Source organism: Lactobacillus sp. wkB8 (assembly GCF_000761135.1).
In the GTDB taxonomy this organism is placed as follows: domain Bacteria; phylum Bacillota; class Bacilli; order Lactobacillales; family Lactobacillaceae; genus Lactobacillus; species Lactobacillus helsingborgensis.
On sequence record NZ_CP009531.1, the window covers coordinates 1,433,037 to 1,446,399 of the forward strand.

The 13,363-nt window shown below is 38.8% G+C and carries 7 protein-coding genes and 2 tRNA genes; 2 read left to right on the forward strand and 7 right to left on the reverse strand.

What is annotated here, in order from left to right:
- Positions 1 to 5: 5 nt before the first annotated feature.
- On the reverse strand, positions 6 to 413 hold the full coding sequence (rpsL, locus tag LACWKB8_RS06830; RefSeq protein ID WP_038523774.1) for a 30S ribosomal protein S12: 408 nt from the start codon (positions 411 to 413) through the stop codon (positions 6 to 8).
- 177 nt (positions 414 to 590) lie between these two features.
- Here rpsL and LACWKB8_RS06835 point away from each other — a divergent pair, with 177 nt between their 5' ends.
- Positions 591 to 1,280 (forward strand): A24 family peptidase, encoded by a 690-nt coding sequence (locus tag LACWKB8_RS06835; protein ID WP_038523777.1) that lies wholly within the window; start codon positions 591 to 593, stop codon positions 1,278 to 1,280.
- A 193-nt stretch (positions 1,281 to 1,473) separates the two neighbouring features.
- Here LACWKB8_RS06835 and rpoC read toward each other — a convergent pair whose 3' ends face one another.
- From rpoC to LACWKB8_RS06865, 6 genes are all read right to left on the reverse strand, one after another.
- Positions 1,474 to 5,133 carry a DNA-directed RNA polymerase subunit beta' gene (gene rpoC, locus LACWKB8_RS06840; protein WP_038523780.1) on the reverse strand — a complete coding sequence of 1,220 codons (3,660 nt, stop codon included), beginning with the start codon at positions 5,131 to 5,133 and terminating at the stop codon, positions 1,474 to 1,476.
- Positions 5,134 to 5,149: 16 nt separating this feature from the next.
- Positions 5,150 to 8,788: a DNA-directed RNA polymerase subunit beta gene (gene rpoB, locus LACWKB8_RS06845; protein ID WP_038523783.1), complete on the reverse strand. Its 3,639-nt coding sequence runs from the start codon at positions 8,786 to 8,788 to the stop codon at positions 5,150 to 5,152.
- A 210-nt stretch (positions 8,789 to 8,998) separates the two neighbouring features.
- On the reverse strand, positions 8,999 to 11,494 hold the full coding sequence (locus tag LACWKB8_RS06850) for an ATP-dependent Clp protease ATP-binding subunit (protein WP_038523786.1): 2,496 nt from the start codon (positions 11,492 to 11,494) through the stop codon (positions 8,999 to 9,001).
- 193 nt (positions 11,495 to 11,687) lie between these two features.
- Positions 11,688 to 11,876, reverse strand: a complete 189-nt coding sequence (locus LACWKB8_RS06855; RefSeq protein WP_038523789.1) for a hypothetical protein — start codon at positions 11,874 to 11,876, stop codon at positions 11,688 to 11,690.
- A gap of 232 nt (positions 11,877 to 12,108) precedes the next feature.
- Positions 12,109 to 12,182 (reverse strand) — tRNA-Pro (locus tag LACWKB8_RS06860).
- A 44-nt stretch (positions 12,183 to 12,226) separates the two neighbouring features.
- Positions 12,227 to 12,298: transfer RNA gene (locus LACWKB8_RS06865), tRNA-Gly, on the reverse strand.
- 199 nt (positions 12,299 to 12,497) lie between these two features.
- Here LACWKB8_RS06865 and LACWKB8_RS06870 point away from each other — a divergent pair.
- On the forward strand, positions 12,498 to 13,343 hold the full coding sequence (locus LACWKB8_RS06870; protein WP_038523791.1) for a DUF2785 domain-containing protein: 846 nt from the start codon (positions 12,498 to 12,500) through the stop codon (positions 13,341 to 13,343).
- The last annotated feature ends 20 nt before the right edge of the window (positions 13,344 to 13,363 follow it).

A 13,363-nucleotide genomic window follows, 5' to 3' on the forward strand; every position in this document is an offset into this window, starting at 1 on the left:
CCTCCTTAATCTTTCTTGGCACCGTACTTAGAGCGACCTTGCTTTCTGCCGTCAACACCGGCAGTATCAAGAGCACCACGAATAATATGGTAACGAACACCAGGAAGGTCCTTAACACGACCGCCACGGATTAAAACAACGGAGTGTTCCTGCAAATTGTGGCCTTCACCTGGGATATATGCAGTAACTTCAATTAAGTTTGAAAGACGTACACGAGCATACTTACGTAAAGCTGAGTTTGGTTTCTTTGGTGTCATAGTGCCCACACGAGTTGCTACTCCACGCATTTGAGGAGCAGGATTTGCTATAAGCTCCTTCTTCATACTGTTGTAACCGTAGCTTAAAGCTGGTGATTTTGATTTTGTCGTCTTTGAATGACGGCCTTTTCTTACCAATTGGTTAATGGTTGGCATTAAATTTTCCTCCTAAAAAATGATTATTTTGTTCACACACCCAGGAGTTTCTTTTTTAACTCCCAGAGAATTCTTCAAAATACACAAAGAATATTGTACTCCTTTATCAAAAAATTGCAAATCATTTTTTCTCATGAAAAAAGACCAATATTGCGTACTTGTATATAGGAGGCAAAAATGGACTGGCTTTTTAATATCTGTAATTTTTTAATAGGAACTTGTTTAGCTTCACATGCGTGTGTTGTTGTAGACCGTCTTGGCAAAGAGGATTTTATCTTTTCACGCTCCAAATGCAACTATTGCGGCTGTGAGTTAAGCTTGCTTGATGAAATTCCGTTAATTTCCTATTTATTTTTAAAAGGACGTTGTCGTTATTGTCATTCTGCAATTCCAATTGAATACTGGGTAATTGAATTTATCGGTGGCAGCGCCTATTGTACTATCAACTTCGCCGATAAGAAAAGTATTCTTACAGCAGTTGTGATTTTTTGTCTGCTACTGGCTGCTATTAGCGATTATCAAAAGCAGTCATTTGACGTGATACTAATTCTGCCCGCATTGATCTTGGCTTTACTTCAAGGTAGTAAAACCGTGCCGCAATACACTATTGTTGACTATTTTCAATTATTGCCCATTTTAATTCTCTTTATCTATGAAATATATCGGCAAAAACTGGGTAGCGGCGATTTACTAATCTACCTAATTCTCTCTTTTTATTTCCAACCTGAATTTGCCAATTTTACACTTTTATTAGCCTCAGTATTAATGCTAATTAACTTTATCTTAACCCACGTAAGAGAAAGCGAGCCAATTGCTTTTGTTCCGTTTATCTTTTTAGGATTGACGATTCAATTACTAAGCAGCTAAAAAAATACGCCCATACTATTATCACTGGCAAGCCAGCAGTATTTTTTTAATAAAAATGCTTAAAGTCAGTTACTTAATTTTCTTTTTTAGGTAATATCAATCTACTGGATGACTTCAGCTTTTTTGGAAAAATTAGATAAAAAAACTGCCCTGTTAAGTAAATACTAACAGGACAGTTTTTATTTAAATTATTTTATGATTCCTTAGCTTGGTCAGCTTCCTTCATCTTTTTTTCAATATCAGCAATTGAATAAACAGATTTAGGTTTCTTGACATCTGACTCAGGTTCCATATCACGATAAATCGGAAGACCTGTACCAGCTGGAATAATCTTACCAATAATAACATTTTCCTTTAATCCAAGTAGCGGATCATTCTTGCCTCTAATAGAAGCATCTGTCAGAACACGAGTAGTTTCTTGGAAGGAAGCAGCAGATAAGAAACTATTAGTTTCAAGAGCTGCCTTAGTGATACCCAAAATTACGCTTTGCGCAGTGGCAGGGATGCCACCAGAAATAATTACAGATGTGTTGCGGTCTTTAAATTGACCAATATCCATAATTTCACCAGGTAAAAGATCAGTTTCACCAGGATCAAGGACGCGGACTTTCTGCAGCATTTGTCTGGTTAGAACCTCGACGTGCTTATCAGAAATATCAACACCTTGCATTCTATAAGCTTTTTGAACTTCTACTAGAATATATTCTTCAGTAGTTAAAGTATCAGTAACTTGGATTAACTCCTTAGGATCAATTGAACCCAGAGTCAATTTGTCACCACGACTGACCTCATCACCTTCAGCTACTGCTACAGAAGCTGTATAAGGTACGCTATAACTTCTGGTATCAATTCTACCTTTAACAGTAATTTCACGAGTATGTTCTGCAGGGTTTTCTTGAATTGAATCAATCACTCCGTCGACTTCTGAAATTACTGCACGACCTTTAGGATTACGTGCTTCAAATAATTCTTGCACACGAGGAAGACCTTGTGTGATATCTTCAGCGCCGGCAACACCACCGTTGTGGAAAGTACGTAAAGTAAGCTGTGTACCAGGCTCACCAATTGATTGAGCAGCAACTGTACCAACTGCTTCACCAACTTCAACTTCCTCACCAGTAGCTAAGTTCATACCATAACATTTACGGCAGACACCGTGTGGCGTATCACAAGTTAAAATAGATCTTATCTTGACATTAGTTACACCAGCATCACAAATTTGGTGTGCCAAATTCTCGTCCATCATAACGTTACGGCCAACAATAGCTTCACCGGTCTTTGGATCCTTAACTGTTTCTGCTGTAAAGCGACCTAATAGACGGTCATAAAGTGGCTCAATTAATTCGTCACCTTCCATGATTGCATGAACGTCAATACCACGGTCGGTACCACAATCATCATCACGGATAATAACGTCTTGGGCAACGTCAACCAAACGACGGGTTAAGTAGCCAGATTGAGCCGTCTTCAAAGCAGTATCAGTCATTCCCTTACGAGCACCGTGAGTGGACATGAATAATTCCAGTACAGATAATCCTTCCTTGAAGTTGGAAGTAACTGGGATTTCGAACAATCCACCGTTTGGAGTCGCCATTAAGCCACGCATACCTGCAAGCTGGGTAAAGTTAGAAATGTTACCACGGGCACCAGAGTCGGCCATGATGGTAATAGGATTACGTGGATCATAAATCTGAGCAATTTCGTTTTGTACCTGATCCTTACAATCATTCCAAATACTAATTACTCTGTCATGACGTTCTTGCTCAGTGATCAATCCTCGTCTAAATTGCTTAGAAACAACGTCAACCTGCTTGTGCGCTTTTGCTACCTTTTCATCTTTATCCTGAATTTCAGGAACATCAGTCATACCAATAGTAATTCCTGAAGTTGTTGAACTGGTATAGCCCAAGGTCTTCAAATCATCAAGATATTCGGAAGTTCTCTGAACTTTGTAATACTTGTAAATAGTAGCAATAGAATCAGATAAGAATGATTTCTTAAACGGAGTTGAAATTAGATCACCAGCTACGGTGTCAATCTTTTCATGAATATCCTCACCTGGTTCCAAGAAATACTTAGCAGCAAGTGGATTATTCAAATTTTCTTCTGTAGGCTCGTTAACGTAGAAGTAATCTTCAGGGAAAATTTGGTTAAAAATAATACGTCCATACGTTGTGATGAAAATACCATGTTCATAACCCTTAGGCCATGCTTTCTTTGGCATCGAATCGGCGGACATCCCAATGATAGTGTGATAGTGAATATCACCGTTGGTATAAGCTACAGTGGCTTCGTCCGGTGAATTGAAAATCATACCTTCACCTTCACGACCCTTTTCAGCTTGGGTCAACCAGTAGTTACCCAAAACTATATCCTGAGAAGGAGTAACAATAGGTTTACCGTCCTTAGGAGCAAGAATATGATGAGCTGCCAGCATTAACATACGTGATTCTGCAACAGCTTCGTCAGAAAGCGGCACGTGAATAGCCATCTGGTCACCATCGAAGTCGGCATTGTAGGCTTCACAAGCAAGTGGGTGCAAACGAATTGATTTTCCAGGTACTAAGACCGGCTCAAAAGCCTGAATACTCAAACGGTGCAATGTAGGAGCACGGTTTAATAATACCGTTCTTTCCTTGATTACATCTTCTAGTACATCCCAGACATCATCATCTTCACGATCAATCTTACGCTTGGCACTCTTAATATTAGTGGCAATCTTACGCTGAACCAATTCGTGCATTACAAATGGTTTAAATAACTCTAAAGCCATTGGTCTAGGCACACCACATTGATAAAATTTCAATTTTGGTGAAACATCGATAACAGAACGACCTGAGTAATCAACACGCTTACCTAGTAAGTTTTGACGGAAGCGACCTTGCTTACCCTTAAGCATGTGTGAAAGTGATTTAAGTGGTCTGTTGCCCGGGCCCACAACTGAACGACCGCGACGACCGTTATCAATTAGCGCATCAACTGCTTCTTGCAGCATTCGTTTTTCGTTTTGCACAATGATATTTGGTGCATTTAAATCTAACAGTCTCTTTAAACGATTGTTACGGTTAATGACTCTTCTGTATAAATCGTTGAGGTCAGAGGTCGCAAACCGTCCACCTTCAAGTTGAACCATCGGGCGCAAGTCTGGTGGAATAACAGGTACTGCATCAATAACCATCCATTCTGGCTTGTTACCAGAATCTTTAAATGCATCTAAAATGTCGAGTCTTCTAATTGCACGCGTCCGTTTTTGACCAGTAGCAGTTTCCAATTCTTTCTTTAAGCTGGCAACTTCTTTATTTAAATCTACTTTTTGCAGTAAATCGCGAATTGCTTCGGCACCCATTTTAGCGGTAAAACGATTGCCGTATTTTGCCTTTTGTTCACGATATTCTGCTTCAGTTAAAAGCTGTTTAAACTCGAGGTCAGTATCGCCAGGATCAATTACGATGTACGCAGCAAAGTAGATAACTTCTTCAAGGAGTCTGGGAGAAATATCCAAAATGAGTCCCATTCTTGAAGGAATCCCTTTGAAGTACCAAATGTGAGTAACTGGCGCAGCCAATTCAATATGACCCATGCGTTCTCTTCTGACTTTAGACGAGGTAACTTCAACACCACAGCGGTCACAAACAATGCCGCGGTATCTCACACCTTTGTATTTACCACATGCACATGACCAGTCCTTTGTTGGCCCAAAAATGCGTTCATCAAACAGACCATCTTTTTCCGGCTTTAACGTACGGTAATTAATAGTCTCAGGCTTTTTAACTTCACCGTATGACCAGCTGCGAATTTTGTTCGGAGATGCAAGGCCAATCTGCATGCTTTCAAATTTATTTACGTCGATCAAAAGTTTAACCTCCTACTTATTGAGAAATCTTGTTATCATCATCGGATTGATCTACAGGAGCATTAGTTTCTTCTGGCTCTGCTTCTTCATCCTCAGAATTTGCGGTTTCTTCGGCTAACTTCTTCTTTTGTTGTTCTTCAGCCATCTTGGATAAGGTATCAATATTCAAATGTTCATTTGAATCATCATCCATATCACGAAGTTCAATTTCCTTATGATTCATGTCAAGAACACGAATATCTAAACCAAGAGATTGCAGTTCCTTAACAAGAACGCGGAATGATTCCGGAACACCCGGTTTTGGAATTCTTTCACCCTTAACAATTGCTTCATAAGCTTTAACACGACCAACAACATCATCTGACTTGTAAGTCAATATTTCTTGTAAAGTATATGCTGCACCGTAAGCTTCAAGAGCCCAAACTTCCATTTCACCGAAACGCTGACCACCAAACTGTGCTTTACCACCAAGAGGTTGTTGCGTTACTAAAGAGTAAGGCCCAATTGAACGTGCGTGAATCTTATCATCAACCATGTGAGTCAATTTCAGATAATGCATGATACCAACTGAAACACGGTTATGGAATGGTTCACCTGTGCGGCCATCGTAAAGAACGGTTTTACCATCTTTATCAATACCAGCTTTATGAACTGTATCCCAAACATCATCTTCATTGGCACCATCAAATACTGGTGTTGCCACATGAATACCTAAATTAGCTGCGGCACGACCTAAGTGTAGTTCCAAAAGCTGTCCAATATTCATACGTGAAGGGACACCCATTGGGTTTAAACAAATATCTACTGGTGTACCATCTGGTAAGTATGGCATATCTTCTTCAGGAACAACTGCAGCAACAGTACCCTTGTTACCGTGACGACCGGACATCTTATCTCCGACTTGAATCTTTCTCTTTTGTGCGATATAAACGCGGACTAAGGTATTAACTCCAGGAGAAAGTTCATCGCCATTTTCACGTGTATAAACTTTGACATCGCGGACAATTCCGCCACCGCCATGAGGAACACGTAATGAAGTATCACGTACTTCACGCGCCTTTTCACCAAAAATAGCGTGGAGAAGTCTTTCTTCAGCTGATAATTCAGTAACTCCTTTAGGTGTTACTTTACCAACCAAAATATCTCCGTCATGAACTTCGGCACCAACACGAACGATACCTTGACCATCAAGATCTTTTAGAGCATCTTCACCCACATTAGGTAGTTCACGAGTAATTTCTTCCGGGCCAAGCTTAGTATCACGCGCTTCAGATTCATAGTCTTCAATACTGATTGAAGTATAGACATCATCCTTAACCAGACGTTCAGAAAGCATGATAGCATCTTCATAGTTATACATGTTCCAAGTCATAAAGGCGATTACAGGGTTTTGACCTAAAGCCAGTTCGCCGTGATCCATTGTCGGACCATTAGCGATGACCTCGCCCTTTTCAACCTGATCACCCAGCTTAACGTTTGGCGTTTGGTTATATGATTTAGAGTTATTTGAGCGACGATATTTTTCAAGGACATATTTATCCAAGGTACTGTCAGCACGTCTTACTCTAATTGTATTGGCATCAACATATTCAACTTTACCAGCTGCTTTAGCTAAAACTGCGGCACCTGAATCATGAGCTGCGCGGTATTCCATTCCCGTACCTACAAGGCAGCTATGAGGATTAATTAAAGGTGCAGCTTGTCTTTGCTGGTTAGCACCCATCAAAGCACGGTTAGAGTCATCGTTTTCCAAAAATGGAATACATGCTGAAGCAACAGAAACAACCTGCTTAGGAATAACGTCCATGTAATCAATTTTATCTGGACTAACTTCGACGTTATCTTCCTTGTGTCTTGCTAAAACCAGATCATCCTTAAAGGAACCATCTGGATTAAGAGGAGTATTGGCACCCGCAATAATATAATTATCCTCAACATCAGCAGTCAGGTAATCAATTTTGTCAGTAACCTTATGAGTAGTCCAAGAAACGCGACGATAAGGGGTTTCAATAAAACCGTACTTATTGATGATCGCATAAGTAGCCAAGGAGTTAATTAAACCAATGTTAGGACCTTCAGGAGTTTCAATCGGGCACAAACGACCGTATTGAGTATAGTGAACGTCACGCACTTCATAACCGGCACGGTCACGAGTTAAACCACCAGGCCCCAAAGCTGACATACGACGTTTGTGAGTTAGCTCGCCCAATGGGTTATGTTGATCCATAAACTGTGACAATTGTGATGAACCAAAGAATTCTTTGATGCTGGCTACAATTGGTCTGATATTAATTAATTGCTGCGGTGTCACAGTTGAAGGGTCTTGAATTGACATTCTTTCCCTTACAACACGTTCCATGCGCGCCAAACCAATTCTAAATTGGTTTTGCAATAATTCCCCAACACGACGAATGCGGCGATTACCCAAGTGATCAATATCATCAGTATTCCCAATTTCATCTTGCAATAAGAAGAAATAATTAATTGATGCTAAAACATCAGCAGGTGTCAGATACTTAACTTTCTTGTCAATGTGACCGTTAGAAATTATCTTGACAACACGCTCTGGGTTAACTTTTGAGTAAACCTTAATTTCCTGCACATTAATAGGATCAGGTAAAACGCCCTCTTTAGATGGCTGATAGGTCACCATCTTAAAGTCATCACGATCAAGGTATTTTTCTAAAGAGTCCATTACTTCGTGGGTAACAACAGTACCCTTTTTAGCAATAATCTCGCCTGTATCCGGATCTGCTAAAGTTTCTGCTAAAGTCTGACCATATAAGCGGCTCTTTAATGATAATTTCTTGTTAACTTTATAACGACCAACCGGCGCTAAATCATAGCGACGTGGGTCAAAGAAACGTGCATAAAGAAGTGAACGTGAAGAATCAGTCGTTTTTGGCTCACCGGGACGTAAACGTTCATAAATATCCTTTAATGCTTCAGCTACACGGGAATCAGCCGGATTCTTATGGACGTCTTTATCCAAAGTAAATTGCAATGTATCACTTTGACCAAAAACATCTAAAATTTCATCATCTGAGCCGATACCAAGAGCTCTGACTAAAACAGTCAGAGGAAGCTTACGGGTGCGGTCAACACGCACATAAGATACATTTTTAGCATCAGTTTCATATTCAAGCCAAGCACCACGGTTAGGAATTACCGTGGTACCAAAAATCTGGCGGCCATTCTTGTCATAATCACCCGAATAATAAACACTAGGTGATCTAACTAACTGAGAAACGATGACTCTTTCGGCACCATTGATAATAAATGAACCAGATTCGGTCATTAACGGTAAATCACCAAAGAAAACATCTTGGGTTTTAATTTCACCGGTTTTTTGATTAGTTAATTTTAAAGTTACGTGCATTGGTGCGGCATAAGTCGCATCGTGATCACGTGCTTCATCGACGGTATATTTAGGTTTTTGCAGCTTATAACCTAAATATTCGAGGGAAAGCTTACCTGAAAAGTCACTAATTGGCATGATATCGTCAAAGACATCTTTAATACCCTCATCCAAAAACCATTGGTATGATTCGGTCTGCACATCTGTCAAGTTAGGCAGGTCCAACACTTCTTTAATGCGGGAAAAACTGCGTCTTGTCCGATGTTTGCCAAAATTCACTACGTGTCCGTTTAACAAGGAGAAAACACCCTTTCTGTCAGAGAAAGCTAATATTACATTTTGATTACAAATTCAAAAAGCCGGAATTTTATGCATAAAAAAGACAAAAACAACAATCGTCGTTTTTGTCCTTTATTATTTTGCTGGACAATAGATCAGCAAAATCCTGAAAATCAGCTTTTTTATCACGCACTACTATAGCAAACTATTAGTAGTGTGTCAATTATTTTACTTTGCGCCTACTAAATTATTTTTATCTTCTTTAATTACATCAAATTTCAAATGATTGCGACTGCAACCAATCTTTAATGTGTCTCCTGTTTGAAGATCACCCTTAATAAGCATAGAAGCAATCTCATCTTCAATATCTTTTTGAATTGCTCGACGCAGTGGACGAGCCCCCATCTCAGGATTATATCCATCTTTAGCAATCTTATCTAAAGCAGCACGGGAAATCTTTAGCTGTACGCCTTGCTTATGCAAACGATTGATTAATCTGCGCGTTAAGAGCGTTACAATCTGACGCAATTGTTTTTGATTGAGCTCATCAAAAATAATTGTCTCATCAATTCTGTTAAGAAATTCCGGTCTAAAGAATTGTTTTAAAGCCTGCCGTACTCGATCCTGACGCATTTTAACCTGACTGGTATTATCGGCATTAAAACCAACAGCTTGTGTCTCAAACAATGAACGTGAGCCTAAGTTGGAAGTCATGATAATAATAGTGTTTTTAAAGTCTACTTTGCGGCCCTTTGAATCTGTTAAGAAACCATCTTCAAGAACTTGCAACAATAAGTTAAACACGTCTGGATGGGCTTTTTCAACTTCATCCAATAATACAACTGAGTATGGATGACGGCGAACTTGCTCAGTTAATTGACCACCTTCATCATAGCCAACATATCCTGGTGCCGAGCCAATCAATTTACTATTGGCAATCTGATCCATATATTCAGACATATCAATTCTGATTAAATTGTTTTCCGAACCAAAGATAGCTGCAGCAATAGCTTTTGCCAATTCAGTTTTACCAACACCCGTTGGGCCCAAGAATAAGAATGAACCGATTGGTCTATTTTCATCTTTGATTCCGCTGCGGCCGCGGCGTACTGCACGGCTAACGGCAGTAACTGCTTTATCTTGACCAATTATGCGTTTATGTAAATCAGTTTCAAGGTTAGCCAGCTGTTTAGTTTCGTCCCTATTCATTTGTGTAACCGGAACGCCCGTCCAGTTAGAAACTACTTTAGCTACATCTTCAGGCTGAACCACAGCATCTTTGCTAGTTGCCTGATCAAGTTTAGCAGTTAGCTCATCTTGTCTTCTCTGCAAGCTGTTTTGTCTTTCTTGCAACTGAGCAGCTTTGGCAAAGTTTTGGTTAACAGCAGCACGGTTTTTCTCACTGATTACTTTTTCAATTTGATCATTAATCTGCAATAACTGATTATTTGAACCTTTACCAGACTTAATCTTAACAGCCGCACTAGCCTCATCAATCAAGTCAATAGCTTTATCAGGTAAATACCTATCTGAAATGTAGCGACTAGAAAGATCAACTGCATTTTCCAAAGCTGAAGTTGAAATTTTAACATGATGGAACTTTTCGTATTTAGGCTTTAATCCGTTTAAGATTGCCAAAGTTTCACTTCTAGAAGGTTCATTTAACCTGACAATTTGGAAACGACGTGCCAAAGCCTGATCTTTTTCAACATATTTTTGATATTCATCAAAAGTGGTAGCACCAATCATTTGAATATCACCTCGAGCTAGGGATGGTTTCAAAATGTTGGCTGCATCAATTGAACCTTCAGCTCCACCTGCACCAATAAGGGTATGCATTTCATCTACAAATAGTATGATATTGCCGTTGACGGTAATTTCCTTAATGATTTTCTTCATTCGATCTTCAAATTCACCGCGGTATTTGGTGCCGGCAACCAGACCACCTAAATCAAGTGAAATAACCTGTTTTTTGAGCAAATCATGTGGCACTTTTTTAGCGACAATGGCAGTCGCAATAGCTTCTGCCACTGCTGTCTTACCAACTCCCGGTTCGCCAATTAAAACTGGGTTATTTTTGTTACGCCGAGATAGAATTTCGATTACACGGGCAACTTCGCGATCGCGGCCAATAACCGGATCAATTTCACCGTTTTCAGCACGTTCATTCAAATTAACCGATACTTGATCAAGAGTGGGCGTGCTTGAGTTTCTGTTCGTGCTTTCTTCAGAACCATTAAAGCTTGACCAACTATTATCGTCTTGCTCGTTTTCATCCATATCTTGCTCATCTTCACCTAAACTATGAAGAATATCATTACGTAAACCATCAAGATCGATATTTAAGTTACGCAAAATAACTGATGCCAGAATTTGTTCATTTAAAACCAAACCCAATAGAATATGGCAAGTTTTAATTTTAGAAGAGCCTTCACGTTCTGCCAAAGTGCCAGCATACGCTAAAACCATACTTAAACGAGGAGACATTTGCATAAAACTTGTTTTACCAGCTGAGCCGTATCCCGTATAACGTTCAATTTCCTCACGAATTGCCTTCGGTGTTGCACCCCAAGCCCGCAAATTTTTGCCAGCTTCACCATCAGATTCAATTACCATCGCGAGCAGTACATGTTCAGTACCAATCAAACGATGATGAAAATTCTGTGCCTGCTCTCGTGCAATTTCTAATACTTGGTTTGCACTAGTCGTATAAGATTTTTTCATCATAGCACCACCTTTAAAAATGACGTGTATACACTATAAACCTTTTTGAGAATTTGTAAAATATTCTGTTTGAGGCCAAATGTAAGTGTCATGTCAAAAAACTTTGCAATCATTATATCAAAGACAAGCACTTCTTGCGAATTAACATTCTTCTTTATTTAGTATGCTCCTAAAATGAACCACGGTAACTTGACTATTTGGTTTTAAAATGGGAGATGATTTTACCAACTAATAATGCAAAAAGTACATAAGCAATCATTCTAATTAAATCCTGGATGACTCTATTGGGAAAAGCAATTTTTTGATCAATAAATAGACTATAACAGAATCCAAAAATAAAAAATGAAATGCCATAGATCAGGCTTTGTTCAATGCGGCTCATAGTTAAAAATTCTCCTAAAAAATCTATCACCAGATTTTAATAATTTATTTTTATTAGTATATTATTTTCAGTTTTAAAACTCAATTAGCTTTTTTAGTCCTTAAAGCCGGCTTTTCTTTCATGACAACGATTGTTAATTAAAATTGCTAAGAAATATTTGTTATTGCCTTGGTAAAGTATAAAAAAATCTCATACTTGCAAATTTAAAATTACAAGCATGAGATAGCGATGATCGGGAAAACAGGATTCGAACCTGCGACCTCTACGTCCCGAACGTAGCGCTCTACCAAGCTGAGCTATTTCCCGTTTATTAAAAAAACTCACCAAAAGCGGTGAGTCTTTTTCTTGAAAGCGGAAGACGGGATTCGAACCCGCGACCCCCACCATGGCAAGGTGATGTTCTACCACTGAACTACTTCCGCAAGACAAATATTATTATAGCAAACCAATTTCAATTTGCAACCTTTTTTACCAAAATAAATCGCTGAAATTAGCATTCTAACGGGAAAGCTTGCCAGCTTAGAGTTTATACCCGAAACTTTTTTAGATTTCGCGCTTTTTAGCTGCAATTTTTCTTTACAAAGAATACCTGTCAGTATTAGATTATTAAAAAAGCAATTGATGAAGAAAGTGGTAAGGAAACAAAATGCAAGAAGAATTGGAAAAATGGTTCAGTTAGAGTCCGGTAAACTAAGTTTTACGGATAATCAAATTGACTTCATGTTACAAAATATTGGCAATTTGGATCCTCACTTGCGGGATGACGTTGTTTATACTCTTTTTGCCCGGGGTTTTACTGAGAATTCCCTTACATCAGAACAGAAAGCAAAAATTGTTACCAGTTTTATCAATTCAAAAAGTCTGTTTAAGGGCATCGAACAGCCAGACAACGATTTAGTTTTTATCAGAACATTCAGTGCATTACTGGGTTCCCTAATTTTAGAGGACGATAAAAAGCATTCTATTTTAGATACAACTGAACGAAATACTATTTTTAATTGGAGTATTTGCTATTTGAAGGCAGAAAAAGACCTTCGCGGATATGTTAAAGATAAAGGCTGGGCTCATAGTATTGCTCATGGTAGCGACTTTCTAGGCTCCACTCTAAGTCATCCAGATTTTATGGTAAATAATACTGCTGATTTTTTTGCTATAATTGAAACAGTCTTTCAAAATATGCAAGGACCTTTTATTGACGACGAGGAGCAACGATTAGCTTTTGCCTTTTTTCAAGGAGTTTATTTTGGCAAAATACCAGCTAGTGATTTTAATTCTTTTGTGAGTTGCTTTAACAAGCGAATCTATGGTCAACTTGATCAAGACGAGCGTATTAGTTGGTTTCGATTAAGTTCCTGGTTTAAGTTGCTGCAAAACTGGTATTTTTATTTTTCTGGTAATAAGCCTATTCAAGATAAGTTGCTTAAAAAAATCGTTGACTATAACAAATACATGGGATTTTCAATTTAAACAAAAATAAGACCAAATTA